This is a genomic window from Aeromonas sp. 600886 (genome assembly GCF_049174935.1).
Taxonomy (GTDB): Bacteria; Pseudomonadota; Gammaproteobacteria; order Enterobacterales; family Aeromonadaceae; genus Aeromonas; species Aeromonas veronii_A.
This window is the reverse complement of record NZ_JAAKUB010000006.1, coordinates 14,346-39,834: the sequence shown is the minus strand read 5'-3', so window position 1 is coordinate 39,834 and position 25,489 is coordinate 14,346. Positions and strand designations below refer to the sequence as shown.

Here is a 25,489-nt window from a genome sequence, read left to right as displayed (position 1 = left end):
GGAGCGCTCATGCTTGAGATTGGCATGCTGGATCTGGGGCTCCTGATCGGTGAAGGGGAGCTGGCAGGGGAGGTGGCTCTTTTGCTTGCTGCGTCGCCCAAGATCTCCGAGTTCATCAAGCGCTCCCCGCTGCAGGGCAAGCTGCTGAAAAAGCGCCTGCAGAGCTGGGGTGAGCAGCTTGGCGAGGAGATCCGTCACAAGCCGGTGCCGGTGGCGCTGGAGCAGGAGTACCTGCTCTATCAGGCGCACCGGCAGTTGCCGATGACCGAACTGATAGGCCGTTTGCCCGCCCTGCTGGAGTCGCTGGATCACTACAGCCCCTTTGCCGGTGAGGCCCGTTCGCTGGTTCGCCAGCTGATGGCTCACCCCACCGAGGGGCTGCGCCAGCTCTTTATCGATAAGTGGCGCGCCAGTCTGGTGGGGAGCCTGCTGCAACTGCAGCAGCAGATCGCCGAGGCGGAGCGGGAGAAGCAGCGTCAGGAGATTGAAGATCAGCTGCTGGCGAGCCGCACCCTGGCCGATGCCCTCGATCCGAACCAGATCTCAGCCGGTGGTCTTTGGGATCTGGCGCAGGGGCACTGGCACAAACGCAGTCTGGTGCTGGTCAAGCAATACGCCCGTATGTTGCAGCGCGAGCCCTTGCTGGCGGAGATTGCCGCTCTGCTCGGGCGCAGCGAGCGGGATCGCCGGGCGCAGGAGCAGCCGGTGCCACCGGTTCAGGTGCTGGAGCTGGAGCCCGCCCCCAGCGACGATGTGCCGGACGACCTGGTGGGCATCCACCAGGCGAGCGACCTGATGCGGCTACTGCCAAGCGAGGCGGTGATGCTGGGGCTGCCGGAGCTGGAGCTGGAGTTCTACCGCCGCTATCTGGAGCGGCGCCTGCTCAGTTACCAGTCACGCGGCACCTTGCCGCGCCAGCGCATCATGCTGCGCACCCCGGAGCAGGGGGGGCAGCAGTTGCAGCAGCGGGGCCCCTTTATCGTCTGTGTCGATACCTCCGGCTCCATGGGGGGCTATCCCGAGGAGTGTGCCAAGGCACTCTTTCTTGCGCTGCTCAAGGTGGCGATGGATGAGAAGCGCGGTTGCTACCTGATGCTCTTCTCTACCGAGGTGGCGACCCTTGAGATCACCGCCGATACCGGACTGGACAAGGCGGAGCGCTTCCTCTCCATGAGCTTTCACGGTGGTACCGATCTGGTGCCTTGTCTGGAGAAGGCGCTGGTCAAACTCGATGATCCTGCCTTTGCCAAGGCAGATGTGCTGGTTATTTCGGACTTTATCGCTCAGAGTCTGCCCCATGCCCTGCTCGAGCAGATGAACCGCTATCGCCAGCGCCAGACCCGCTTTCACGCAGTGGCCATGTCCCGGCACGCCAAACCGGCACTGTTGCGGGTCTTTGACAACAGCTGGCTGCTCGATTGCGGTCTGCGCGGCCGGCTACTGCGGCGCTGGCAGCATCATTAGTTACCGGGAGGGAGCCAGCCCCCTCTTTCGCTCTGTATCCCCCTCCTCATTCCAACGTTATGATATTGCTGTAAAATGTGAGATGAAACCCATTCAAGTCCTCTCTCCTTGCGGTAGCCTTTACAGCCGTTGTTACAGGGTGATTTTCCGGTATCGGGTCGCCTGCTGCTCTTTCCCCATTCATCCGGAGTGTTTATGAGCCGACTTGCCTTGCTGCTGTTGCTGGCGGTATTCGGGCTGGCAGCCAGACCCTTGTCCCCCGAGCAGTTGGAAAATGAACTGGAGGAGATGGAGCAGGTCCATCAGCCTATCGAGTTGCTGCGGGAGCGCGTTGCTCGCTTGCTGCGGGATGGCAGCGACTATCCACCGTCCCAGCTGATGCGGATCAGTCGTCTGGCTTGCTGGGCCCAATCTGCCGATGACATCCAGGCGTCTCGCCGTGCGATTGCGTATGCCGACAGCCAACTGGTGCTGGCTCAACAACGGGGAGATGACGCAGCCATTGCCGAGTTGCTCATCTGTCGTGGCTGGTTCAATCAGCTGCTCGGCGAGGTGGCACAAGCCCGTCGGGATTATGATGAGGGGCTGCGGTTGGCAGGGGAGGCCGCTGTGCTCAAGCTGGAGGCGCTGGCGCTGTCCCACCGGGGAGCCATGTTGTCGTTTCAGGGGGCGTCAGGGCAGGGGCTGGTGGATCTCACTAGGGCGCACGACATCTACGAACGGTTGGGATTGACCACCTGGTATAACCGGGCGCAGCTCGAGATTGCCGCCGCGTTTCGCCGCATGGGTCTCTATGCCGAGGCTCTCACTACCCTGAACCGGTTGCATGAACACTTTGCCCACAACCATGACGGGTTCGGTTTGGCCAGGATGAGAGAGCAGCTGGCTCTGGTCTATCTGGAGACGGGGCGCTATCAGGAAGCGCAGCAGGAGCTCGAACGTAGTCTCGCCTTTTTGCAACAACCCGAGTACCGGATTGAACATGCGGATCGTCAAGTGATGCTGGCGGAGGCTCTGTTCGGTCTGGCGCGCTTGGAGCAGGCCGGACGCTTGCTGGCGCAGGCAGCAGGCGTGCTCACCCCTGAAGTTGATCCTATCCTCCACGCCCATCTCGAGCTGGTAATGGCCAAACTGCAGGTGAAAATGCGGGATCCGGCCCCGGCCTTGAGCGCACTGGCGAAGATTGAACCGATCCTGAAGGCTGAGGGGCACACTCGTTACCTGATGGATCTCTACGCAGTGCGCAGCGAAGCATTCGAGCTGCAAGGGGACTATCCGGCTGCGCTGGCGGCCTTGCGGGATCATTTGGTGCAAGAGCAGCGCCTCGACCAGATGCAGCGAGAGCAGAGTACAGCCTGGGTGCGCGGCCAGTTTGAACTGACCCGCCAGGCGGAAGAGAACAAGCGGTTGCGGGTCGAGCAGCAGTTGCAGCGGCAGGAGCTGGCGCAGATCAAGGAGCGTCGCTTCTGGTTGCTGGTGGTGATGGTGCTCTGCGGTGGAGTGGCTCTGCTGACGATGAGGTGGTTGCTGGAGCGCAATCGTCGGATGCATCGGTTGGCCTTTACCGATGAGCTGACCGGCATCGATAACCGGCGTCGGGTGCTGGTGGATGGGCGCGAGCACTTTGAGCTGGCCCGCAGGCAGCGAATGCCCTTTTCTCTGCTGCTTTTTGATATCGATCACTTCAAGCGGATCAACGATTCGCTGGGTCATCATCAGGGAGATCGGGTACTGCAGTGGGTATCCAGAATGGTGGCAAGAGAGTTGCGGCAGCAGGATCTGCTGGGCCGTACCGGTGGAGAGGAGTTTTTGGCACTGCTGCCGGAGACGGGGCTGGAGGAGGCGTCCCGTTTGGCTGAGCGGATCCGCGCCAGGGTCGGCCAACGGGCGTTGCCCGGTTTGTCCCATCCGGTGACCATCAGCATCGGGTGTGCCTGCCAGCGCGATGATGATCAGGATCTGGCCGCGTTGATCCGGCGTGCGGATGAGGCTCTCTACCGGGCAAAAGGGGCCGGGCGCAACCGGGTGGAAACAGACGACTGACGGACTGGGTATTTTTCACTCGCGCGGGTATAATGTCGCGCAATTTTGCTTTGACTCAGGCGAGAAGACCCATGTAACGCAACCCTCCTCCCTCTCTCCACCAGGTTGGCAACACGCCAGCTGGCGTGGCTTTCGTTGCGTATACATGTGCCGTGAGCGGCATTCCGGATTTATTCCCACGGTGGCTGATGCCACCGCTCAATAGAAGAACGTTGAATTATGTCAGCTGAATTTCTGAGTGAAGTCTCCAAGAGACGCACTTTTGCGATCATTTCGCACCCGGATGCGGGTAAAACCACCATCACCGAGAAAGTCCTGCTGTTCGGACAGGCCATTCAGCGCGCCGGTACCGTCAAGGGCCGTGGCTCGGGCCAGCACGCCAAATCCGACTGGATGGAGATGGAGAAGCAGCGTGGTATCTCCATCACCACCTCGGTGATGCAGTTCCCCTATGCCGACTGTCTGGTCAACCTGCTCGACACCCCGGGTCACGAGGACTTCTCTGAAGATACCTACCGCACCCTGACCGCGGTCGACTGCTGCCTGATGGTCATCGATGCCGCCAAGGGTGTTGAAGACCGGACCCGCAAGCTGATGGAAGTGACCCGTCTGCGTGATACCCCCATCCTCACCTTCATGAACAAGCTGGACCGCGAAGTGCGCGATCCGATGGAAGTCATGGACGAGGTGGAGCGCGAGCTGAAGATCATGTGCGCCCCGATCACCTGGCCCATCGGCTGTGGCAAATCCTTCAAGGGTGTCTATCACCTCTACAAGGATGAGACCTATCTCTATCAGACCGGTCAGGGCCACACCATCCAGGAGAAGCGGGTGGTCAAGGGGCTGAACAACCCGGATCTGGATGCCGCTGTCGGCGAAGATCTGGCCCAGCAACTGCGCGACGAGCTGGAGCTGGTGCAGGGTGCCTCTCCCGAGTTCGATCACGATGCCTTTATCGCTGGCGAGATGACCCCGGTCTTCTTCGGTACCGCACTGGGTAACTTCGGTGTCGACCACATGCTGGATGGCCTGACTGACTGGGCGCCGTCTCCCATGCCACGCAAGGCCGAGAGCCGCGAAGTGGTGGCGACCGAGGAGAAGTTCTCCGGCTTCGTGTTCAAGATCCAGGCAAACATGGATCCGAAGCACCGCGACCGTATCGCCTTTATGCGTATCGTGTCAGGTACTTACAGCAAGGGCATGAAGATGCGCCATGTGCGTATCGGCAAGGATGTGAACATCTCCGATGCCGTGACCTTTATGGCCGGTGACCGTGAGCAGGCGGAAGACGCCTTCGCCGGTGACATCATCGGTCTGCACAACCACGGTACCATCCAGATCGGCGACACCTTCACTCAGGGTGAAGATCTCAAGTTCACCGGTATCCCGAACTTTGCGCCGGAACTGTTCCGCCGCATCCGCCTGCGCGATCCGCTCAAGCAGAAGCAACTGCTCAAGGGGCTGGTCCAGCTCTCCGAAGAGGGGGCGGTGCAGGTGTTCCGTCCGCTGATTAGCAACGATCTCATCGTCGGTGCGGTCGGTGTGCTGCAGTTTGACGTGGTGGTTTCGCGCCTCAAGAGCGAGTACAACGTTGAGGCCATCTACGAGGCGGTCAACGTCTCCACCGCCCGCTGGGTGGAAGGGACCGACGTCAAGAAGTTCGAAGAGTTCAAGCGCAAGAACGAGGTCAACCTGGCTCTCGATGGCGGTGACAACCTCACCTATATCGCACCGACCATGGTCAACCTGCGCCTGGCACAGGAGCGCCACCCCGACGTGCAGTTCCGCCAGACTCGCGAGCACTGATACTGCTTACCAAATCCCGCCAGATGGCGGGATTTTTTTATGCATCAAGGAGAGGTGATGGTTGAATCGATGAATCCTGCCTGCTCGGCTCTGGCTGAGAGTTATCTGTTATCCCTTCCCGTAGCTGCACGGGCTCGTCATGTCTCGGCGGACTACTTCTGTGCTGATGCACACAATGCCAACCTCTGTGCCGCGCTGGTAGTAGCAGGCCGCAAGCGAGCAACCTGTAGCCTCGCTTACTGGTATCTGGAGAAGGGCGAGCGGATGCCGGAACAGGGGGACCTACTGGTGGTAACCGACTGGAGTGGTCTGCCCAAGGCTCTGGTTGAACTGGTGTCAGTCACCTTGTGTCCATTCGATGAGATTGATGCTGCGTTTGCCGCCGAGGAAGGGGAGGGAGATGGCTCTCTGGCTTGGTGGCACGAGGCGCACAAGGCCTTTTTCGAACGCGAGATGAAGGCGGAAGGGAGAGAATTTGATGAGCACGCCACGCTGGTGCTGGAGCGATTCCGGGTAGTGGCGCTGCCGCAGTAAACGAAGCGGCAAGCAGGGGGAGACTCCTGCTTGCCGCTATCACTTTAGAGCGCCAGGTCTAACACCATGCAGATCTCGCAATCCCCGTGGCCGGTGCAGCCAAGGGGGCCGGGCAGGTGTTCAAAGCCCAGTGATTCATAGAGGCTGGTGGCTTCGCGCAGTACCTCAGTGGTCTCCAGATAGCAGCGGCGATAGCCCAAACCACGAGCGGCATCCAGCGCTTGCAACACCAGCCGTTTGCCAAGGCCCAGTCCGCGCAGGGCGGGCATAAAGTACATCTTCTGCAGCTCGCAGACTCCCTCTTCTCCTGCCAATGGCGCGATACCACCACCACCGAGGATGGAACCGTCCGGCCCTTCGATGACCCAGTAGCGACTCTTCTCCCCCTGATAGCTCTGGGAGAGGGTGTCGAGATTGGGATCCGAGACCCCATACCCCTTGTCGGCGGTGAGGCCATATTCGGCCGAGACGGCGCGGATCACCAAGGCGATCTGGGCATTGTCCGCCGCCGTGATGGGGCGGATCTGGTAACCCCGCTGGCGACGGGCGCGGGAGAGGGCGCTGCGATAGAGCCGCAGCCCTTGCCACAACTGCTCCCGCTCGGGCAGGCTCAACTGCGCCAGCATCTCTTCCATCGCCCCGTCCATCTCCCGGTGCAACTCCAGCAGCATTCCCTGACCGTTGACGGTGAGGCGGGCCTCCTTGCTGCGGCCGTCGGAGGGGTGCGGGTGCCAGCTGATAAGCTCCCGCTCGGCGAGGCGTGCCAGCGGACGGCTGGCGTTGGATTTGTCGATGTGCAGCTTTTCTGCCAGCTGCTGATTGGTGGCCGGGGCGTTTTCCAGCTCGATCAGCAGGTGAGCCTCGATGGGGGTGAGGGCCAGATTGCCGCACTGCTGGGAGAGCATGCCGAGTTCGCGAACCAGATCGCGCGACAGGGCGCGCAGGGGACGGGGATCCATGTCGTGGTTTCCTTTTTAGTTGTGCATGACAACTAAAATAGCGTAAAAGTTGTAATTCGCAACCTTTTGCTGTGATGGCTTGCAGAATTTGGGGTGAGCGGCAGCCCCGTTGATTGGGCTGCCGCAGGTGGGGCGGTCGTCAGGCGGCGGCTCTGATAGCCAGCTCCGGGCGGCGGGAGAAGCAGCGGGCGAGCAGCAACATGGTGGCAACGCCTATGGTGCCCAGCACCAGCCAGGGGAGGGCCGGTTGTCCCTGTTGCAGCGAGAAGTCATAGAGGGAGCCGCCGCCCACATAGCCGGTCATGCCCCCCAGCGCCAGTCCGAGGCGGCTGAAGCCCATGTAGCTGCCGCGGGCTGTGGGGTTGGCCAGCCGGGTCATCAGGGTCTCCCGGGCCGGTTCGCAGATGATGATCCCCAGATAGAAGCAGGCCAGCAGCACGAAGATGCCGGAGAGGGTGCTGACGAAGGCGACCAGCCCTATCCCCACCGTCATCAGCAGGATACCTGCCATCAGTCGGCTCTCCAGCCGATAGCGCCGTTCGCTGAAACGGGCGATAGGGTAGAGCAGCGCCAGTGACAGCGCCGTTTCCAGGCTGTACATCCAGCCCACCGCCGTGGTGGTGCCGGAGAGCTGCTTGACCAGAATGGGGAAAATCAGCATCACCTGTACCCACAGCATGTAGTAGCCGCTTAAGATCAGCACCAGTCGGCAGAAGGCGCGATCCGCCAGCACCTGTCCCAACCCTTCCCGCATCGGAGTCGGTTTGACCGAGAGGCGGTAGGCGGGCAGCAGGGTCCAGTTGCAGAGCGCCGCCAGGGTGAAGAGCCCGGCGCCCAGCAGACAGACGTAGGTGAAGTCAAAGCGCAGCAGCCAGCTGCCGAGCAGGGCACCGGTGACGGCCCCTGCGCTCTCCAGCATCATCAGCAGGGAGATAAAGCGGCCCCGCTCATGGGGACGGGTAAATTTGATCACCAGTGCCGCCCGGGGCGGGTCGAACAGGCAACCGCCCAGTCCGGAGAGGAAGCAGGAGAAGATCAGCATGGCGCCACTGTCGGCCCAGGCCAGGGTGGCGAAACCCACCGCCCGTAACAACATGCCGGTGACGATGAGCGGGCGGGCGCCGAAACGGTCAGCGAGGGAGCCGCCAAAGATCCCCAGCCCCTGTTGGGTCAGCTGGCGCAGGCCGAGGGCCAGCCCCACCAGACCGGCCGCCCAGCCGAGTTGATCGACGAAGCGCAGGCTGATCATCGGCATCACCACAAAGAACCCCAGGATCACCAGTGTGGTATCCAGCGCCAGAAACCAGCGTCCCCAAAACCTCGCCCTATCGACCATAACGCCCTCTCATTCACAGATACCTTCATTCTGGAGAGGGTTTAGATATAGTGGTAGACGACAACTACCTATATTTCATATCAGGATTATTTATGTCTATGGATCTGGACGATCTGCAACTGCTGCTGGATGTGGCCGAGCTGGGCAGCTTCAGTCAGGCGGCGGCCATTCGTGGCTGGTCACAGCCGCTGGTGAGCCAGCGGATTGCCCAGCTGGAGGAGAGCCTCGGGGCGCCGCTGTTTCAGCGCCATCGGCGTGGCGTAACGCCGACCCGTGCCTGCGAGGAGTTTCTGCCATCGGCCCGCTCGGCGCTGGCGATCCTGAGCGAAGGGCGGCTGGCACTGCAGGGGGCGCCTGCGCTGCCTTGTATCCGTCTCTCCAGCCTGCCATCCCTCACTTCGGTGGTGTTTGGCTCGTTATTGATGGAGCTGGTGGACGAGCCGTTCGAGATCCGCTGCACCACGGATCACTCCGGCGAGATCATGCAGTCGCTGCTGACTGGGGAGGCCGATATTGGCTTTGTACTCAAGCGTCCGCCGGTTGCGGGCCTGCAGATGGAGCTGCTCTGCTGCTCCCCCATTATCGCTATCGCCTCGCCACTGCATCCGCTGGCCGGTTGTCACGGCCTCACCCTGGAGGATATTGCCGACCAGCGGCTGGCGCCTCAGGTATGGGGGCCGGGGTGTGACGTCTTTATCCAGCAGTTACGGCGGCTGCGACGGGCGGCCAGCCCCCTGCATGCGGTGCAGCCCGCCAGTGCGGCGCGGGATCTGGCGCTGGAACACGGGTTTATCACCCTGATGCCGGAGCTGGCCATCAAGCGGGATCTGGAGGTGGGGCGGCTGGTCAGGCTCGATGTGCGCAATCTGCCGCAGGAGCATTGGGATGTGATGATGGCGTGGCGCGGTGGCAAGCGGCCCAACCCGGCCCGGGAAACCGTGTTGGCCACCGCCCGCACGCTGGCGAAACGGTGGCGCAATGAGTAGAGCGATGCGGGACAAGGCCCGCATCGGGTGGATCAGTAGCTGGCCTTGAGGGTCACACCACTGAACGCGGAAAACCCTGACAGCTGCACATGCCAGGTGCCCGCCTTGGGATTGGTGAACGAGCAGCTTTCGTTATTGCCCCCCTTGTAGGGACGGCAGTCGTAACTGCTGCTGGTGGGGGCGCTGCCAAAGCGGACGTAGAGGTCGGCATCACCGGTACCGCCGCTGCTGCTGATTTGCAGCGACCTGGTGCCAGCCGGTACGTTCAGGGTGTAGTTGAGCTTGCCACCCTTGCTGGCGGCGAGGTTGCTTACCGGCACGCCGTTTTGCAGTACGTTGTCACTCGGTGGCGGCGTGCTGCCGCAGCTGGCATCGACCCCGACGGTCTGGAAGGCCCGTGCCACATCCGCCAGACTGTACCCCAGGTCGGCGGTCGCCCGGCTGACGCCGCAGGCCCCTTGCTGGTAGTTGGTGTTGGCGCCCCAGTAGAGGCGGTTGGCCAGCAAGAACACTTCAAATGCCTTGCGGGTGTTCCAGCCGCTGCTGGTGGCGAGCAGGTAGAAGGCGCGGTTATAGACCCCGGAGCTGTGGTGTACATCCATCCCCTCCTGATAATCCGCCGCATGGCCGATGGATCTGCCATCCCGGGTCGGATCCTCGAAGTAGCGCAGGGAGCCGTTGCCCTTGAAGATCTGGGCGCCGACCAGCCAGTCGTTGCTCCCCTTCATGTAGAACTCGGCCGCTTCCCCCGCCATATCGGAGAAGGCCTCGTTGATGCCGCCGGATTGTCCCGAATAGACCAATCCGGAGTTCTGCTCGGTGAAGCCGTGGCTCACCTCGTGGGCCGCCACATCGAGGCTTACCAGCGGGTGGAAGGTGGTGGCGCCGTCACCGAAGGTCATCTGGCTGCCATCCCAGAAGGCATTCTCGTAATTCTTGCTGTAGTGAACCCGCATCTTCAGTTTGAAGGTGAGGGGCGCCGTGTTGTACCAGTTGCGGTACATTTCGAACACCACGTTGCCGAAGTAGTGGGCGTCGTTGAGGGGCGAGTAGGCGCCGTTGATCTCCTTGACCCGGTTCTCCGGGCAGGTGAACTGGTGGATGGCCCCGCCGGAGGTGGCGTGGTTGAGGTTGATGGTATCGACGTTGGGGCTGGTCATCCGGCAGTTGTCATCGACGATGAGTGGGCCAAAATCGGTGCCGTAGAAATATTTGCCGGTCTTGATGTTGCCCCCCGGGCCGGTGGCGTCCTTGTGGTTGATCCCCTCCCAGCGTTTGAGCTCCTCACCGCTCTGGGCATCAAGTATGACGAAGGGGCGGCTTGGCTTGTCACCTTCGGCGATGAAGGAGACCTGATAAACCAGCCGGGCCAGCCCGTTCTCATCCTGCATCACGTAGAGTTTGACCTGCTCGTTGCTCCCCTTGCTGCCCGCCTTGGCCTTGCTGGCGGCATCCTGTGGTGAGAGGGTGGCGACCGGGCTTGCCACATCCTGATCGATATGGCGCAGCATGCGCCCGCTGGCCTGCTGCAGCTGGCCGTTCAGGCTCTTGTCAGCCACCACCACCTGACCCATTACCGGGATGCCGTTCCAGACCTGCTCGTAGCGGATCCGCTGCTGGCCGTTGGGCAGCTTGACCACACGCACCTGACGAAACTCGCCATCTTCCAGCTGCAAGGTACCACTCGCGGCACTGAGGCCGGTCATGGCCCGGATGCCGTTTGCCATTACGTTGATCTCTACCTCTTGCGCCGCCAGTGCGGCGCTTCCCCAGCAGGCCAGCGCAACGGCCAGATAAATTTTATTCATCTCTTCTTTCCTTAAATCGATGAGGTTGATAAACCGACCGAAGGTCGGGCGTTTTGAAGCTAGTGCCGGTGGGGGAAAGTGCCCCCTGTCAAAAGTGACAGCGCAGCACAAAGGGGTAGCAGGATCTGCCAAAGTGCCGTTTGTGGGTATTTATCGGCGTCATGTGGAGAGCATTATCCGGTTTCAGACACCCACCCTCCTCTTTTGAGGGGGGAGAGTACGCGCGCTGTCACCCTCTGCGAAGCCTGCCGGAGGGGGCCGTAAAAGTGGCTGGCGCGGCCAGTGGCGATTGGCTACATTGGGTGCTGGTTCGCTATTTGATCACTGATTTGAAAGGAGAATCCCATGTTTTCATGGCAGTTGGACGACGAGCTTGCGCTGCTCTTCTTGCAGCCCGATATGGCGAGCGAACTGTTTGCCCTCTGCAATGACAACCGGGAGTACCTCTCCCAGTGGCTGCCCTGGCCGCCACTGATCCAGCGCCCCGTTGACAGCGCCCTCTTCATTCGCAGTGCCATCGAGAAGTTCGCCCGGGGCGAGGGGCTCACCACTGCCATCGAGTATCAGGGGGAGGTGGTGGGGGTCATCGGTTACAACAGCATCGATCATGACCTTGGCAAGGTGGTCATCGGCTACTGGCTGGCGGAGCGCTGGCAGGGTAACGGCATCATCACCCGTGCCTGTCAGGCCCTGATCCACCACGCCTTCGAGGAGATGGGGATGGAGAAGGTGGAGATCAGCGCTGCCACCGATAACGAGCCCAGCAGAGCCGTCTGTGAGCGGCTCGGGATGCAGCTTGAGGGGGTGACCCGGCGCGCAGAGCGGCTGGGCAACCGGATTGTGGACCATGCCCACTACAGCTTGCTGCGCGATGAGTGGTTAAGGCAGAGGGAGTCCTGATGGCGCTGCCACATATCAAGACGGCCCGCACCCACCTGACCATACTGTCGCCGGATCAGGCCCCTATGATGCTCGACTTCTACCGGCGCAACCGCGACCACCTTACCCCCTGGGAGCCGCTTCGGGACGAGCACTTTTACACCCTCTCTTACTGGCATGCCCGGCTGCAGGACAGCTACAGCCAGTTCTTCAACGGCACCGGCGTCAATCTGGTGGCCCTCGATCCGGCTGGCGAGCGGGTGATCGCCACCTGCAACTTCAGCAATATCCTGATGGGGGTCTTCAAGGCGTGTCATCTGGGCTATGCCATCGACCAGCAGCATCAGGGGCAGGGGGTGATGAGAGAGGTGCTGTCAGCCGCCATTGACTACCTGTTTCGCGAGCACGATCTGCATCGCATCATGGCTTGCTATATGCCTGCCAATCAGCGCAGTGGCGCCTTGCTGGAGCGGCTCGGCTTCGAGCGAGAGGGATTCGCGCGGGCGTATCTGATGATCAATGGTCGCTGGGAGGATCACATCCTCACCTCGCTGATTAATCCGGCTCCCTGATTGTCAGATAAAAAAACGGGCCCGAAGTTGCCTTCGGACCCGTCTTCGAATGAGGTGCAGGCTTAGTTGGCCTTGGCATCGCTCACTGCAGCTTCAACCTTGGTAGCTGCTTCGGTAGCAGCTTTTTCTACGGTTGCAGTCGCTTCGGAGGTGGCCTTCTCTACGGTAGAGGTGGCTTCGCTAGCGGCTTTTTCTACAGTGGCAGCAACTTCGGCGGCCGGAGCAGCAGCAGGAGCGGCAGCTTTTTCTTCTTTCTGACCGCAAGCAGTCAACATCAGACCCAGGATACCGGCTACCAGTACTTTGTTCATGTGCATTCCCTCAAAAAAAGATGGAGAGATGGTCTGTGCAACCATCACAGCGCCCACCGTTGCCCGGTATTGAAACAAGAAGCCGGGAGGCAGCAGGCGGGCGCAATATAGCCCCATTAGTTACCGATGAAAACGGATATCACAATGACATTTTTTCGTGCCGTGGATAAAAAGCTCCACTGCAACGACTGATATCAATACAAGATGCCGTTAAATGGCACTAATTGCACAATAAAACACCACTTTGTTGCCATCTTGTGGCGGTTTAACAAGGTCAAGGTTGGTCAAGCGCGGCCGATGACCCGCACCTTAGTCAGACAGCTTCTGACAGGGCAGCCGTTTTCCCTCAAGGTGGCTCTGACGGGCCAGATCCAGCAGCGCCATCACCGCCAGCGCTTCACTTGCTGGCACCGGGTTGCTCCCTTCGCCCTTGATGGCGGCGCAGACACCGCGATAGTAGGCGCCATAATCCCCCGCCTCACCCACCACGCTCTGCTGCTGTAACTGACCATCGACAATGCGGCTGAGCTGACCGGGTTCACTATCCATGCCCCAATCCGCCGCCGGTGGCCGCTTGCCCAGTTTGAGCTGATCTTCCTGCACATCCATACCGAATTTCACGAACGAACCCTGGCTGCCGTGAATGACAAAGCGCGGCATGGTGGCTGAAACCAGACAGCTGCCATGCAGAATAACCCGCAGAGCACCGTAACCCAGCACCACATGGAAGTAGTCGTCAGCCAGTGCGCCGGGGCGCTGCTCGGCCAGATCGGCCTGCAGCCAGTCCGGCTGGCCGAACAGCTGCAGCGCCTGATCCAGCACGTGGGGGCCGAGATCGAACCAGAGGCCGGAACCCGGGCCACCCGCTTCGCGCCAGCGCTGGCGCACTTCGGGGCGATAGCGATCGAAGTGGGATTCGAACTGGGCGATCTGCCCCAGCGTCCCTTCGGTAATCAAATGGCGCACGGTGAGAAAATCCCCGTCCCAACGGCGGTTGTGGAAGATACTGAGCAGCCGCTGCTGCTTTTCGGCCAGCTCGACCAGCGCTTGCGCCTCGGTCAGATCCAGTGCAAAGGGCTTGTCGATCACCACATGTTTGCCTGCCAGCAGCGCCTGGCGGGCCAGAGGAGCGTGGGTGTCGTTGGGGGTGGCGATCACCACCAGATCGACGGTCTCATCGCTTAGTACATCCTCCAGTGAACCGACCCGGCAGCCGGGCAGATCGGCCTGCACCTTGGCGGCATCGCGGCTCACCACCCAACTCAGGGACAAGCCCGGGGTGGTGGAGAGGAAGGGGGCGTGGAAGGTCTTGCCTGCAAAGCCATAGCCCACCAGGGCTGCGTTGAGAGTGTGGCTCATCGGGAGTTCTCCGCTGACATCGAGTGAGTGGGGTTGCCATCGCCGGCTCTCTGCCGGATGGCCATATGCTGTAAAGGCGATACAAACGAGAAGGGGGCCGATGGCCCCCTGAGTGTGCCCATCAGAGCACAGGATTTATTGCAAACACAAGCGACGACCGCGTCGGGTCATCAGCATCACCAAGGGCGGCAGCAGCAGCCACATATGCAGCGCCAGCTGGCTCAGCGGGTCGTGCATCAGGGCGCCGGTCAGGCCAACCAACGCGCCGGATCCGCTCATCTGGAACAGGCCGAGCAGAGCCGCGGCGGTACCGGCGCAGTGGCCGAACGGTGCCAGCGCCATCCCTGCGGCAGCGCCCAGGATCATGGCAAAGCCGATGCTGGAGAGGAATACCGGCCCCATCATCGCCAGCGGATGCTCGATATGCATGGCCAAAGTCAGGGTGATGGCCGAGAGCATCAACACCAGCAGGCCGATGCGCAGGGTGCGTCTTGGCCCTACCTTGGCGATAAAGCGCGGCGCCATAAAGCAGGCCAGAATGTTGAGGGCGGCGTTGGCGGTAAACCAGTAGCTAAAGCCGCTCATATCGAGCCCCAGTTTCACCATCAGCTGCACCGGTGCGGCGGTGACATAAGCGAGGATCACCGCCATCGCCAGCATGCACAGCGCCGCATTGAACAGGAAGCTGGGGGAGCGCAGCACCGGGCTGTAGCGGGACCAGCTGATGAGGGCCCCTTCACTGCGGGTCTCCTCCGGGCGGGTCTCAGGCATCCGCCACATCAGCCAGCTGCCGACGATGAGCGCATAACCGGCCATAAACCAGAAGTTGGCAGACCAGCCCGCCTTGGCGGTGAGCCAGCCACCGAGCAGGGGGGCCAGCGCAGGAATAAAGCAGATGGCGCCATTGAGATAGGAGATCATCTGACCGCTCTTTTTCGGGCCATAGCTGTCACGCACCACCGAGAAGGCGGCGACCGAAGTAGCGCAGGCGCCGAAGCCCTGCAGCACCCGGGCCAGCATCAATTCACCGAGGCTGGCGGCAAAACCGGCCCCCAGCGCGCTCAGGCCATAGAGCAGCACGCCGCCCAGCGCGATGGGCTTGCGACCGTAGCGATCGGCCAGCGGGCCAACAAGCAGTTGCCCCAGTCCCATGCTGAACAGGAACCAGGTGATGGTGCCCTGCATCAGAGTTACTTCGGCGCCCAGTTGCTCGGCCATCTGCGGAATGGCGGGCAGGTAGATGTCGATAGCCAGCGGACTGAACAGCACCAGTAGTACGAGCAAAAGTATCAATGGCATCTGTCACCTCTTTAGTCAGCCAGGTTAATGAATTGGGGCGCGAGTCTACTGACTCACAGTAATGAATAGAAATGGTATTTAATCACTTTGGTTATTCCATTATGGAAACATGTATTAAAAAGCTGGTTATTCGATGGCGGCAAATCACCCGCAACCCCATCACAGCGGGTGTAATTGACGCTTTTACTAAACGCTTGCGCCGCATAGAATGCGCAGATTATTTTTGCGGAGGTGCTCGATGAACAAGCTTGTCCTGGCAACAGGTAACCAGAAAAAGGTGAAGGAATTGGCCGCCATGCTGGCCGATATGAAGATCCAGGTGATCCCACAGAGCGAGTTTGCGGTCTCCGATGCCGATGAGACCGGCACCACCTTCGTCGAGAATGCCATCATCAAGGCCCGCCACGCTGCCCGCATTACCGGTCTGCCCGCTGTGGCCGATGACTCCGGTCTGGAAGTCGACCTGCTGCAAGGGCGCCCCGGCGTCTACTCCGCCCGCTTTGCCGGTGTGGGTGCCGGTGACAAGGCCAACATCGAGAAGCTGCTCGGCGAGCTGCAAGGTGCCCCCGAGTACCTGAAGAGCGCCCGCTTCTGGTGTGTGCTGGTCTATATGCGCCACGCTGACGATCCCACCCCCATCATCTGTCAGGCGAGCTGGGAAGGGATGATCATCGATGAGCCGCGCGGTCAGCACGGTTTCGGCTATGACCCCGTCTTCTTCGTGCCGGATCACGACTGCACCGCCGCCCAGATGCCTGCCGAGCTGAAAAACCAGCTGAGCCATCGCGGTCAGGCGCTGGCCAAGCTCAAAGCGGCGCTGGCTGCGGCGCATTGAGTCACTTCGCCACCTTGTCGGTTACACACGGTCAATCACACATAGTCATCTACAATGGGGGCCTTGAGCCCCCGTTTTATTGGAAGCCCCATGCTGCAACTGCCGCCGCTCTCTCTCTATATTCATGTGCCCTGGTGCGTCCAGAAGTGCCCTTACTGTGACTTCAACTCCCATGCCCAGAAGGGGGAGTTGCCTCACCTCGAATATGTCGCCGCTCTGCTGGAGGATCTGGATCAGGATCTGAAGTGGGCACAAGGGCGGCCGCTCTCCTCGATCTTTATCGGCGGCGGCACCCCCAGCCTGCTGACGGTGGAGGCGATGCAAACCTTGCTGGACGGGGTGCGGGCCCGCATTCCGCTCTCCGCCGATTGCGAGATCACCATGGAAGCGAACCCGGGCACGGTGGAGGCGGACAAGTTCGCCGGTTTCCAGCGCGCCGGCATCAACCGTATATCCATCGGGGTGCAGAGCTTCCAGCAGGAGAAGCTGACCCGCCTCGGCCGCATTCACGGCCCGGAAGAGGCGCGCAAGGCCGCCGCTCTGGCCCACGCCATCAAGTTGCCCACCTTCAATCTGGATCTGATGCACGGTCTGCCGGATCAGAGTCTGGATGACGCCCTTTATGACCTGCAGCAGGCTATCGACTGTGCACCACCGCACCTCTCCTGGTATCAGCTCACCATAGAGCCGAATACGGCATTTGCCTCCAAACCACCCAAGCTGCCGGAAGATGACACCCTGTGGGACATCTACGAGCAGGGCCACGCCATGCTCACCGCCAGCGGTTATCGCCAGTACGAGATCTCGGCTTATGCCAAAGAGGGCTACCAGTGCCATCACAACCTCAACTACTGGCGCTTTGGTGACTATCTGGGGATCGGCTGTGGTGCTCACGGCAAGGTGACTGATCTCGCGAACCAACAGATCCTGCGCACTGCCAAGGTGAAGCATCCGAAAGGGTATCTGGATAAGAGTCGCCCCTATCTGGACGAGCAGTGGCAGGTGACGGCAGACGATCTGCCGCTCGAATACTTTATGAACCGCTTCCGCCTGTTTGAACCGGCCCCCAAGGCGGAGTTCGAGGCCTATACCGGCTTGCCGTTGGAGCGGGTCGAGACGGTGCTCGCCATCGCCCAGAGCAAGGAGCTTATCGAGGATCTGGGAGATAGCTGGCAGCTCACTTCTCTCGGCCATCGCTATCTGAACGTATTGCTCGAACTGTTTATGGATGAGTGAAAACGGGTTCACGATCTGGCTGCGAGGCCGAGATCAAGGTTCATGTACTGCTCGGAAGCCTCACGTATCTCTATACGCTCCGGTTCCTGCGCTGCTCTTCACCTTGCTGACAGCTTCTCGCGACAGGTCGTGAGCCAGTTTTGGCGAACCGTGTTTTGAGATAACAATCAGGGCGCCAATGGCGCCCTGATTGTTTATGGTCGGTAGAAACCCGCTCAGCAGCAGACGCGGATCATCTGCTGTTGGCCGGGCTCCCACCGCTTGCCGAATTTGGCCTTGCGCTGGTAACTCCCCTTGCCCTTCTTGTTGCGCTCGACCCGGCTGCGAAACAGGGGAGCGGAGAGCAGGGCGTGCAGATGGTTATCCTTTATCTCGCCGCGCTGATGGGCATAGTGGTCCCCTTGCGCATCTTCCTCACGGGGGAGGGCGGGTTGGTCGACCCGAATCTTGGCCATGATGGCTCCTCTTCTTTGTCCTTGGGGTGTTGATGCTTGTGTCTGGATGGCGGTTTTCGCTGCGGGCGCCTGTTCAGGCTAGCGCCCGGCAACCGGATGCACTGGCATCGGTTAAAAACGCGGTGATTTTGTCACCAAATCGCAGCTGGAGCAATGCGTCGGATACGCCGAGTCAGTCACACTGAGCTAGGCACGCTCAGTCAGGCATACCATGTCAGCCGTGAACCGGGTCATGCTGGTCGTGGCTATGATGCTCGTGATGGGCCGGGGCGCCAGATTCCAGCGTCTCGAGGATGGCGCATTGCTCCGCCGAGCGGGGGCCGCCGCAGCAGATATTGGAGAGCTCGCGCAGATTGTCGCGAAAGCGGGTCAGTTCGATGATCTTCTGCTCCACCTGGGCCAGCTTGGTGTCGGCTACCGCTTTCACCTCCTGACAGGTGACTTTGGCCTTGTTGGTATCGAGGTCGAGCAGCTCGCCGATATCAGCCAGCGAGAATCCCACCGACTTGGCGCGGATAATAAACTCCAGCCGCCGCTTGTCCTGTTCACTGTAGAGGCGGTAGCCGGATTCGTTGCGGATCCCCGGTGAGATAAGCCCGTTCTTCTCGTAAAAACGCAGGGTATCTGCCTTGACCCCGCACGCCTTGGCCAGTTCACCGATCCGATACATGCTCTCTCTCCCCTTGAATGTATGCCGCAACAAAAACCGGAATCCACTATCACCCCTTTGCCCATGGATTGCCAGCCAAGGGCATAAAAGGGGCAGATAAACATCTCCTGGCGACCCTTTTTCCCATAAAACACTGAAAGTGCAAACGTTTCGAAAAAATCAAGTGGAAAACGTTTAACGCCTCGCCAAATAAGGCTTTGCCGTTTCAAAAAATCCACAACAGGTCACATTTTTTGTGTAGAATACGCGCCCATAACAGAGCGCCGCACCAAGCGGGCATTTCCTAAAGCGCTTTTGCCGGATGTCGGGGTGAGAGTGGTTTGCGAAATCCCCCACTTCCATTTATTTGGGGACTCTCTGTGTTGAGCCTCGCCTCCCATGGAACGGTCCCCGTTATGTTGAGGACGATAGTGTGATGGAACAAGCTCGACCCATTCGCCGTGCACTGCTGAGTGTGTCTGACAAAACTGGCATTCTGGAATTTGCCAAGGCACTCAACGAGCGTGGTGTTGCCCTGCTCTCCACGGGCGGTACCGCCAAGCTGCTTGGCGAGGCGGGTCTGCCGGTGACCGAGGTCTCCGACTACACGGGTTTCCCTGAAATGATGGATGGCCGGGTCAAGACCCTGCATCCCAAGGTTCATGGTGGCATCCTCGGCCGTCGGGATCAGGATGACGCCATCATGGCCCAGCACGCTATCTCCCCCATCGACATGGTTGTCGTCAACCTTTACCCCTTTGCTGCCACCGTAGCCAAAGCGGGCTGCACTCTGGCCGATGCGGTCGAGAACATCGACATCGGCGGTCCGACCATGGTGCGTTCTGCCGCCAAAAACCATAAAGATGTCGCTATCGTCGTCAAAGCTGCCGACTATGATCGGGTTATTCGCGAGATGGATGCCAACGGCAACAGCCTGAAACTGGCGACCCGTTTCGATCTGGCCATCGCCGCCTTCGAGCACACTGCTGCCTACGACGGCATGATCGCCAACTACTTCGGCACCATGGTGCCCTCTTATGGCGACAACAAGGAGGGTGACGAGGAGTCCCGCTTCCCGCGCACCTTCAACAGCCAGTTCATCAAGAAGCAGGACATGCGCTACGGCGAGAACAGCCATCAGGCTGCCGCTTTCTATGCCGAGGAGCATGCCGCGCCGGGTTCCGTCTCCAGCGCGGTTCAGCTGCAGGGCAAGGCGCTCTCCTACAACAACATCGCCGATACCGATGCGGCGCTGGAGTGCGTCAAAGAGTTCGACGAGCCGGCCTGCGTCATCGTCAAACATGCCAACCCGTGTGGCGTGGCCGTCGGTAACGACCTGCTGAGTGCCTACGATCGCGCTTACCAAACCGATCCCACCTCCGCCTTCGGCGGCATCATCGCCTTCAACCGTGAGCTGGATGGCGCAACTGCCGCTGCCATCGTGGCCCGCCAGTTTGTTGAGGTGATCATCGCCCCGACTGTCAGTCAGGAGGCCCGCGAAGCGGTCGCCGCCAAGCAGAACGTGCGTCTGCTCGAATGCGGTCAGTGGACGGCTCCGGCGCAAGGTTTTGACCTCAAGCGCGTCAACGGCGGCCTGCTGGTACAGGAGCGGGATCTCGGCATGGTGACGCTGGGTGACCTGACCGTGGTCAGCAAGCGCCAGCCGACCGAGGCCGAGCTGCAGGATCTGCTGTTCTGCTGGAAAGTGGCCAAGTTCGTCAAATCCAACGCTATCGTCTACGCCAAAGATGGCCAGACCATCGGCGTCGGCGCAGGCCAGATGAGCCGCGTTTATTCGGCCAAAATCGCCGGTATCAAGGCGGCGGACGAAGGGCTGACCGTGGCGGGCTCCGTGATGGCCTCCGATGCCTTCTTCCCGTTCCGCGACGGTATCGATGCTGCCGCTCAGGCCGGTATCTCCTGCGTGATCCAGCCGGGTGGCTCGATGCGCGATCAGGAGGTGATCGATGCCGCCGACGAACACGGTATGTGCATGGTCTTCACCAACATGCGCCATTTCCGTCATTGATGGGTCAGGGGCTGCCGATGGCGGCCCTTTTGTTGTCTCTTTTCAACTGACTATTTCCACTGACTGATGGCCCGGGTGGCCGTCCAGTGACCACAAATAGAAGCGAGCGATACGATGAAAGTACTGATCATTGGCAACGGTGGCCGCGAACACGCTCTGGCCTGGAAGGCCAAACACTCCCCGCTGGTACGCCACGTTTTTGTGGCGCCGGGCAATGCAGGCACCCAGCTTGAGCCGGGTGTCGAGAACGTCGCCATCGAGGCGACCGATATCGAAGGGCTGCTGGCCTTTGCCAAAGAGAAACAGGTCGGCCTCACCATCGTCGGGCCGGAAGCGCCGCTGGTGAAAGGGGTGGTGGATGCCTTCCGCGCTGCCGGTCAGCCCATCTTTGGCCCGACCGCTGCCGCTGCCCAGCTGGAAGGCTCCAAGGCCTTCACCAAGGATTTCCTGGCCCGTCACGCCATCCCGACTGCCGAATACCAGAACTTCACCGAAGTGGAGCCAGCACTCGCCTACTTGCGCGAGAAGGGCGCCCCCATCGTCATCAAGGCCGATGGTCTGGCGGCGGGCAAGGGGGTGATTGTCGCCATGACCTTGCAGGAAGCGGAAGACGCGGTGCGCGACATGCTCTCCGGCAATGCCTTTGGCGAAGCGGGCTCCCGGGTAGTGATTGAGGAGTTTCTGGAGGGTGAAGAGGCAAGCTTCATCGTTATGGTCGATGGCGAGCACGTGCTGCCGATGGCCACCAGTCAGGATCACAAGCGCGTTGGCGACGGTGATACCGGCCTCAACACCGGTGGTATGGGGGCTTACTCCCCGGCGCCTGTGGTGACCGCCGAGGTACATCAGAAGGTGATGGAGCAGGTGATCATGCCGACCGTGCGAGGCATGGCGGCCGAGGGCAACGTCTACACCGGTTTCCTCTATGCCGGTCTGATGATCGACGGTGCAGGTAATCCTAAGGTGATCGAGTTCAACTGCCGCTTTGGTGATCCCGAGACCCAGCCCATCATGCTGCGGATGCAGTCCGATCTGGTGGAGCTATGCCTGGCCGCTTGCGCAGGCAAGCTGGACCAGAAAGAGGCCATCTATGATCCCCGCGCCGCTATCGGCGTGGTGTTGGCGGCGGGAGGCTATCCCGGCGATTACAGCACCAACCACCCCATCAGCGGCTTGCCGGTGGATGAAGTGGCAGGAGAGAAGGTGTTCCATGCCGGGACCCGCCTGGAGGGCGATACCAGCCTGACTGCTGGCGGCCGCGTGTTGTGCGCCACCGCCCTCGGCCACACAGTGGCAGAAGCCCAGCAGCGTGCCTATCAGCTCGCTGGCCGCATCAAGTGGGATGGCGTCTTCTACCGCAAGGATATCGGCTGGCGCGCCATTGCTCGCGAACAAGAGTAACTGACGCACGCAAATGGCCAGCTGATTCAGACCCCGCTACGGCGGGGTTTTTTGTCCCTGTTTACCGCTTTCAACCATCCTCATGCTGCGTGTCACCTGCGTTCAATCAGTTACCAAGCGCAAACAAGCGCGGCATATCTGTCACTATTTGCCACAAAAAACAGCATTTTTCACAAACGTTTCACCATGAGTCATGGCATCATGCTGGTGATGAATTCTTGTTTGGATTCATAAGTACCCCTAACAATTCGAGCATGTCGTTATATAAGGAAATCCCATGTTGAAAACCGTCCGCCCCCTGCTGCTGCCCCTGATGTTTGGCCTGATGACCTTGCCTGCCGTGGCGGGTGATCTGGAACAGCCGATGAAGAAGATTGGCTTCAACTACAAGCAGGCCGTCAAGGCTGATGATGCAGCCACCATGGAGAAGCACATCAACGAGATGAAGGCCCAGCTGGATGTGGCCAAGCAGAAGAACATGCCGGCTGCCAAGAAAGAGAAATTCCTTGAAGGGATGAACGAGGTACAGACCGAGCTGGACGCCAGCCTGGCCGCACTCAAGGCGGGTGATGAGGCCAAGGCGCGCGAACATCTGGCCAAGGTCAACGACCTGAAGAAGGAGTACCACAAATATGCCAAGCAAAAAGGGTGAGTCCTTTCGCTGGGATCCGCTGGTTCGCCTGACCCACTGGGGCTTGGTGGCGGTCTGCATCAGCAATCTCTGGGTTAACGAAGCGGGCGAGGAGTGGCACGAGTGGCTGGGTTACGGCGCCATTGGGCTGGTCTCCTTGCGTCTGCTCTGGGGGCTTACTTTTGCCCGTGGCTACGCTCGCCTTGGTGCCCTCATCCCCAGCGGTGAGGATTTTCGCCAGCAAGCGCGCGAGATGCGTGAGCGGCAGCCTCCGGCACCGGGTCATCACGGTAGCGGCAAGCTGGCCGTGTGGGCGCTCTGGCTGGTTGTGCTGGCCACCGCTGGCAGCGGCTGGTTTCAAAATACCGAGACGGGATTTGAACTGGGAGCTGACGAGTGGCATGAGTGGTGCGTGGTGGCGCTGCAGGGGCTGATTGGTCTGCATCTGCTGGCCATCATCTTCACCTCCTGGCGTCAGCGCAGCAATCTGGTTACCCGGATGCTACCCGCCGGGCGTCGCTCATCCATCCAGAGCGGCAGCAACGAACAAACCTGAGGCTCAGCATTAGGCTCCTTGTCTCTGACTGAGGCGCCTGATCCGGACCCTGCCCAAACCCGCCCATGGCGGGTCTTTTCTATGACCTCATCGAGCTTATCACGGGACATTGCTCGATCCGCAGATGCAAAAAGGCCGCTCATGATGAGCGGCCTTTTTCAATTTGGTGGCCCCTGGGGGACTTGAACCCACGACCAATCGATTATGAGTCGACTGCTCTGACCAACTGAGCTAAGGGGCCAAATTGTGCGTTTAGCGGCGTGGATTATATGGGAAGAGGAAAGGGCAGTCTATAGGCATATCAACCACTTGGCGACTAATTGTCCAGGTCGATAGAGGGTGCAAAGCGGGTCGCAAGGGTAAATGCCAGACAAAACAAAGCCCCGCATGGCGGGGCTTTGGCAGAGCAGTTTGACACAGGGTCAGGACTATTCGTCCAGGAAGCTGCGCAGCACTTCCGAGCGGCTCGGGTGGCGCAGTTTACGCAGTGCCTTGGCTTCGATCTGACGAATACGCTCACGGGTAACGTCGAACTGTTTGCCCACTTCCTCTAGGGTGTGGTCAGTGTTCATGTCGATACCGAAACGCATCCGCAGTACCTTGGCTTCGCGGGCGGTCAGGCCAGCAAGCACTTCGCGGGTGGCGTTGCGCAGGCTTTCGCTGGTCGCCGCATCCGCTGGCAGAGCCAGGGTGGTATCTTCGATAAAGTCGCCCAAGTGGGAATCTTCATCATCACCGATGGGCGTCTCCATGGAGATAGGCTCTTTGGCGATTTTCAGTACCTTGCGGATCTTGTCTTCCGGCATGCCCATGCGCATGGCCAGCTCTTCCGGGTTCGGTTCGCGACCCATCTCCTGCAGCATCTGACGGGAGATACGGTTGAGCTTGTTGATGGTCTCGATCATATGTACCGGGATACGGATGGTACGGGCCTGATCCGCGATGGAGCGGGTAATGGCCTGACGGATCCACCAGGTAGCATAGGTCGAGAACTTGTAGCCACGACGGTATTCAAACTTGTCTACCGCCTTCATCAGACCGATGTTGCCTTCCTGGATCAGATCCAGGAACTGCAGACCACGGTTGGTGTACTTCTTGGCGATAGAGATAACCAGACGCAAGTTGGCCTCAACCATCTCTTTCTTCGCACGGCGGGCCTTGGCCTCACCGATGCTCATGCGGCGGTTGATATCCTTGATCTGGGCAATCGACAGACCGGTCTCTTCTTCAATCTGCTGCAGCTTGCCGATGGCGCGCTGAATATCCTCGTCCATTTCAACCAGACGGGGAGACCAGGCTTTGCCAGCCTGCTTCTGGTATTCGAACCAGGCAGTTTCACACTCGTTGTTGGTGAAGGCCGCGACGAAGGTTTTCTTCGGCATCTTGGCCTGCTCAACGCAGAGCTTCATGATGATGCGTTCCTGCACGCGGACACGCTCCATCATTTCACGCATGTTGTTGACCAGGCGATCGAACTGCTTGGGCATCAGGCGGAATTGACGGAATACATCGGCCAGCTGGGCGATGGCGGCTTGGGTATCTTCGTGCGCGCGACCATTCTTCTGAATGGAGAGGCGGGTCACTTCATACTGGGCACGCAGTTCACCAAACTTCTCGCGAGCGACTTCCGGATCCGGACCACCGTCACCGTCGTCGTCAGAGCTGTCGCCATCTTCGTCTTCGTCTTCTTCGTCTTCTTCATCTTCGTCGGCCAGATCGTCTTCGCCGAGCTCGGAACCGATATGCGTGGCGGTAGGCGCCATGTCTTCAGTTTCGTTCGGGTCAATAAAGCCAGAAATGATGTCAGAGAGACGTAGCTGCTCGGCTTCGTACTTGTCGTACTGTTCGAGCAGGTAAGTAATTGCTTCAGGGTACTCGGCTACGGAGCTTTGTACCTGGTTGATACCGTCTTCGATCCGCTTGGCGATGTCGATTTCGCCTTCACGGGTCAGAAGTTCGACGGTACCCATTTCCCGCATGTACATGCGGACGGGATCGGTCGTGCGACCAATCTCAGATTCAACAGATGCCAGAGCCTGGGCCGCTGCTTCGGCAGCGTCCTCATCGGCGGTACCACCTTCAGCCATGATAAGGTCATCGGCATCCGGAGCGTTTTCAACCACTTGAATGCCCATATCGTTGATCATCTGAATGATGTCTTCGATCTGGTCTGAATCGACAATGTCTTGCGGGAGGTGATCGTTCACCTCGGCATAGGTCAGGTAGCCCTGTTCTTTACCTTTGGCAACGAGGAGTTTAAGCTGAGACTGCGGGGTTTGCTCCATAGAACTCATCCGGTTGGTGTTGCTAGGTTGCGCGTACAGTGCGCTGCTGCGCAAAT

The 25,489-nt window shown here is 60.1% G+C and carries 22 protein-coding genes and 1 tRNA gene; 13 read left to right on the top strand and 10 right to left on the bottom strand.

Features of this window, described 5'->3' with window-relative positions; translation table 11 throughout:
- The first annotated feature begins 9 nt into the window (after positions 1-9).
- The 4 genes from viaA to G5179_RS06465 all read left to right on the top strand — a co-directional run bounded on the left by viaA (position 10) and on the right by G5179_RS06465 (position 5,847).
- Positions 10-1,464 carry an ATPase RavA stimulator ViaA gene (viaA, locus tag G5179_RS06480; RefSeq protein WP_421172245.1) on the top strand — a complete coding sequence of 485 codons (1,455 nt, stop codon included), beginning with the start codon at positions 10-12 and terminating at the stop codon, positions 1,462-1,464.
- Between the two features lie 195 nt (positions 1,465-1,659).
- Entirely contained in the window at positions 1,660-3,507 is a 1,848-nt protein-coding gene (locus G5179_RS06475; RefSeq protein ID WP_421258077.1) for a diguanylate cyclase, read from the top strand.
- Between the two features lie 219 nt (positions 3,508-3,726).
- The gene (gene prfC / locus G5179_RS06470) at positions 3,727-5,313 is read left to right on the top strand and encodes a peptide chain release factor 3 (RefSeq protein WP_421258076.1); all 1,587 of its coding nucleotides are present in this window, start codon (positions 3,727-3,729) and stop codon (positions 5,311-5,313) included.
- A gap of 57 nt (positions 5,314-5,370) precedes the next feature.
- A complete protein-coding gene (locus G5179_RS06465; protein ID WP_302247330.1) occupies positions 5,371-5,847 on the top strand; it encodes an ASCH domain-containing protein in 477 nt (158 codons plus the stop codon).
- Between the two features lie 44 nt (positions 5,848-5,891).
- Here G5179_RS06465 and G5179_RS06460 read toward each other — a convergent pair whose 3' ends face one another.
- Together G5179_RS06460 and mdtH are read right to left on the bottom strand one after the other, a co-directional pair.
- Complete coding sequence (locus tag G5179_RS06460) at positions 5,892-6,806, bottom strand: bifunctional helix-turn-helix transcriptional regulator/GNAT family N-acetyltransferase (protein WP_081042924.1); 915 nt, start codon at positions 6,804-6,806, stop codon at positions 5,892-5,894.
- 139 nt (positions 6,807-6,945) lie between these two features.
- Positions 6,946-8,142: a multidrug efflux MFS transporter MdtH gene (gene mdtH / locus G5179_RS06455; RefSeq protein ID WP_005340523.1), complete on the bottom strand. Its 1,197-nt coding sequence runs from the start codon at positions 8,140-8,142 to the stop codon at positions 6,946-6,948.
- A 92-nt stretch (positions 8,143-8,234) separates the two neighbouring features.
- Here mdtH and G5179_RS06450 point away from each other — a divergent pair, with 92 nt between their 5' ends.
- On the top strand, positions 8,235-9,128 hold the full coding sequence (locus G5179_RS06450) for a LysR family transcriptional regulator (RefSeq protein WP_005349020.1): 894 nt from the start codon (positions 8,235-8,237) through the stop codon (positions 9,126-9,128).
- Between the two features lie 32 nt (positions 9,129-9,160).
- On the opposite strand, the gene G5179_RS06445 is transcribed toward G5179_RS06450, so the two are convergent.
- Positions 9,161-10,936, bottom strand: a complete 1,776-nt coding sequence (locus G5179_RS06445; protein WP_421258075.1) for a M4 family metallopeptidase — start codon at positions 10,934-10,936, stop codon at positions 9,161-9,163.
- Positions 10,937-11,281: 345 nt separating this feature from the next.
- Here G5179_RS06445 and G5179_RS06440 point away from each other — a divergent pair, with 345 nt between their 5' ends.
- Both G5179_RS06440 and rimJ read left to right on the top strand, forming a co-directional pair.
- Positions 11,282-11,836, top strand: coding sequence for a GNAT family N-acetyltransferase (locus G5179_RS06440; protein ID WP_005340529.1), 555 nt, complete (start codon positions 11,282-11,284; stop codon positions 11,834-11,836).
- Positions 11,836-12,387 carry a ribosomal protein S5-alanine N-acetyltransferase gene (rimJ, locus tag G5179_RS06435; protein ID WP_204480175.1) on the top strand — a complete coding sequence of 184 codons (552 nt, stop codon included), beginning with the start codon at positions 11,836-11,838 and terminating at the stop codon, positions 12,385-12,387. The genes G5179_RS06440 and rimJ overlap by 1 nt, the downstream gene beginning before the upstream one ends.
- 62 nt (positions 12,388-12,449) lie before the next feature.
- On the opposite strand, the gene G5179_RS06430 is transcribed toward rimJ, so the two are convergent.
- The 3 genes from G5179_RS06430 to G5179_RS06420 form a co-directional block, all read right to left on the bottom strand.
- Complete coding sequence (locus G5179_RS06430) at positions 12,450-12,698, bottom strand: hypothetical protein (protein ID WP_005340533.1); 249 nt, start codon at positions 12,696-12,698, stop codon at positions 12,450-12,452.
- Between the two features lie 309 nt (positions 12,699-13,007).
- A complete protein-coding gene (locus tag G5179_RS06425; protein WP_279497455.1) occupies positions 13,008-14,057 on the bottom strand; it encodes an oxidoreductase in 1,050 nt (349 codons plus the stop codon).
- A 135-nt stretch (positions 14,058-14,192) separates the two neighbouring features.
- Positions 14,193-15,356 (bottom strand): multidrug effflux MFS transporter, encoded by a 1,164-nt coding sequence (locus G5179_RS06420; protein ID WP_042053392.1) that lies wholly within the window; start codon positions 15,354-15,356, stop codon positions 14,193-14,195.
- A 238-nt stretch (positions 15,357-15,594) separates the two neighbouring features.
- On the opposite strand from G5179_RS06420, the gene rdgB reads away from it, so the two are divergent.
- Both rdgB and hemW read left to right on the top strand, forming a co-directional pair.
- Positions 15,595-16,191, top strand: a complete 597-nt coding sequence (rdgB, locus tag G5179_RS06415) for an RdgB/HAM1 family non-canonical purine NTP pyrophosphatase (protein WP_005340539.1) — start codon at positions 15,595-15,597, stop codon at positions 16,189-16,191.
- A gap of 90 nt (positions 16,192-16,281) precedes the next feature.
- Positions 16,282-17,427 carry a radical SAM family heme chaperone HemW gene (gene hemW, locus G5179_RS06410; RefSeq protein WP_421258074.1) on the top strand — a complete coding sequence of 382 codons (1,146 nt, stop codon included), beginning with the start codon at positions 16,282-16,284 and terminating at the stop codon, positions 17,425-17,427.
- Between the two features lie 215 nt (positions 17,428-17,642).
- Here hemW and G5179_RS06405 read toward each other — a convergent pair whose 3' ends face one another.
- Positions 17,643-17,882, bottom strand: a complete 240-nt coding sequence (locus tag G5179_RS06405; RefSeq protein WP_421258073.1) for an alternative ribosome-rescue factor A — start codon at positions 17,880-17,882, stop codon at positions 17,643-17,645.
- Positions 17,883-18,096: 214 nt separating this feature from the next.
- Positions 18,097-18,552, bottom strand: a complete 456-nt coding sequence (gene zntR / locus G5179_RS06400) for a Zn(2+)-responsive transcriptional regulator (protein WP_335837108.1) — start codon at positions 18,550-18,552, stop codon at positions 18,097-18,099.
- A gap of 415 nt (positions 18,553-18,967) precedes the next feature.
- On the opposite strand from zntR, the gene purH reads away from it, so the two are divergent.
- From purH to G5179_RS06380, 4 genes are all read left to right on the top strand, one after another.
- Positions 18,968-20,560 carry a bifunctional phosphoribosylaminoimidazolecarboxamide formyltransferase/IMP cyclohydrolase gene (gene purH, locus G5179_RS06395; protein ID WP_247823934.1) on the top strand — a complete coding sequence of 531 codons (1,593 nt, stop codon included), beginning with the start codon at positions 18,968-18,970 and terminating at the stop codon, positions 20,558-20,560.
- A gap of 114 nt (positions 20,561-20,674) precedes the next feature.
- Complete coding sequence (purD, locus tag G5179_RS06390; protein ID WP_058056774.1) at positions 20,675-21,961, top strand: phosphoribosylamine--glycine ligase; 1,287 nt, start codon at positions 20,675-20,677, stop codon at positions 21,959-21,961.
- A gap of 277 nt (positions 21,962-22,238) precedes the next feature.
- A complete protein-coding gene (locus tag G5179_RS06385) occupies positions 22,239-22,613 on the top strand; it encodes a cytochrome b562 (RefSeq protein ID WP_005349056.1) in 375 nt (124 codons plus the stop codon).
- On the top strand, positions 22,594-23,148 hold the full coding sequence (locus G5179_RS06380; protein WP_247823935.1) for a cytochrome b/b6 domain-containing protein: 555 nt from the start codon (positions 22,594-22,596) through the stop codon (positions 23,146-23,148). Before G5179_RS06385 ends, G5179_RS06380 begins: the two co-directional genes overlap by 20 nt.
- Positions 23,149-23,312: 164 nt before the next feature.
- On the opposite strand, the gene G5179_RS06375 is transcribed toward G5179_RS06380, so the two are convergent.
- Both G5179_RS06375 and rpoD read right to left on the bottom strand, forming a co-directional pair.
- A tRNA-Ile gene (locus tag G5179_RS06375) sits at positions 23,313-23,389 on the bottom strand.
- A gap of 187 nt (positions 23,390-23,576) precedes the next feature.
- On the bottom strand, positions 23,577-25,472 hold the full coding sequence (rpoD, locus tag G5179_RS06370) for an RNA polymerase sigma factor RpoD (RefSeq protein ID WP_263718854.1): 1,896 nt from the start codon (positions 25,470-25,472) through the stop codon (positions 23,577-23,579).
- Positions 25,473-25,489 lie beyond the last annotated feature (17 nt).

Coding starts and splice junctions, on each gene's coding strand:
- G5179_RS06425 (WP_279497455.1), bottom strand. CDS start 14,057: ATGAGCCACACTCTCAACGCAGCCCTGGTGGGCTATGGCTTTGCAGGC.
- G5179_RS06380 (WP_247823935.1), top strand. CDS start 22,594: ATGCCAAGCAAAAAGGGTGAGTCCTTTCGCTGGGATCCGCTGGTTCGC.
- hemW (WP_421258074.1), top strand. CDS start 16,282: ATGCTGCAACTGCCGCCGCTCTCTCTCTATATTCATGTGCCCTGGTGC.
- G5179_RS06440 (WP_005340529.1), top strand. CDS start 11,282: ATGTTTTCATGGCAGTTGGACGACGAGCTTGCGCTGCTCTTCTTGCAG.
- prfC (WP_421258076.1), top strand. CDS start 3,727: ATGTCAGCTGAATTTCTGAGTGAAGTCTCCAAGAGACGCACTTTTGCG.
- G5179_RS06450 (WP_005349020.1), top strand. CDS start 8,235: ATGTCTATGGATCTGGACGATCTGCAACTGCTGCTGGATGTGGCCGAG.
- G5179_RS06465 (WP_302247330.1), top strand. CDS start 5,371: ATGGTTGAATCGATGAATCCTGCCTGCTCGGCTCTGGCTGAGAGTTAT.
- purD (WP_058056774.1), top strand. CDS start 20,675: ATGAAAGTACTGATCATTGGCAACGGTGGCCGCGAACACGCTCTGGCC.
- zntR (WP_335837108.1), bottom strand. CDS start 18,552: ATGTATCGGATCGGTGAACTGGCCAAGGCGTGCGGGGTCAAGGCAGAT.
- G5179_RS06405 (WP_421258073.1), bottom strand. CDS start 17,882: ATGGCCAAGATTCGGGTCGACCAACCCGCCCTCCCCCGTGAGGAAGAT.
- G5179_RS06430 (WP_005340533.1), bottom strand. CDS start 12,698: ATGAACAAAGTACTGGTAGCCGGTATCCTGGGTCTGATGTTGACTGCT.
- rimJ (WP_204480175.1), top strand. CDS start 11,836: ATGGCGCTGCCACATATCAAGACGGCCCGCACCCACCTGACCATACTG.
- G5179_RS06385 (WP_005349056.1), top strand. CDS start 22,239: ATGTTGAAAACCGTCCGCCCCCTGCTGCTGCCCCTGATGTTTGGCCTG.
- mdtH (WP_005340523.1), bottom strand. CDS start 8,142: ATGGTCGATAGGGCGAGGTTTTGGGGACGCTGGTTTCTGGCGCTGGAT.
- G5179_RS06475 (WP_421258077.1), top strand. CDS start 1,660: ATGAGCCGACTTGCCTTGCTGCTGTTGCTGGCGGTATTCGGGCTGGCA.
- rdgB (WP_005340539.1), top strand. CDS start 15,595: ATGAACAAGCTTGTCCTGGCAACAGGTAACCAGAAAAAGGTGAAGGAA.
- purH (WP_247823934.1), top strand. CDS start 18,968: ATGGAACAAGCTCGACCCATTCGCCGTGCACTGCTGAGTGTGTCTGAC.
- G5179_RS06460 (WP_081042924.1), bottom strand. CDS start 6,806: ATGGATCCCCGTCCCCTGCGCGCCCTGTCGCGCGATCTGGTTCGCGAA.
- G5179_RS06445 (WP_421258075.1), bottom strand. CDS start 10,936: ATGAATAAAATTTATCTGGCCGTTGCGCTGGCCTGCTGGGGAAGCGCC.
- viaA (WP_421172245.1), top strand. CDS start 10: ATGCTTGAGATTGGCATGCTGGATCTGGGGCTCCTGATCGGTGAAGGG.
- G5179_RS06420 (WP_042053392.1), bottom strand. CDS start 15,356: ATGCCATTGATACTTTTGCTCGTACTACTGGTGCTGTTCAGTCCGCTG.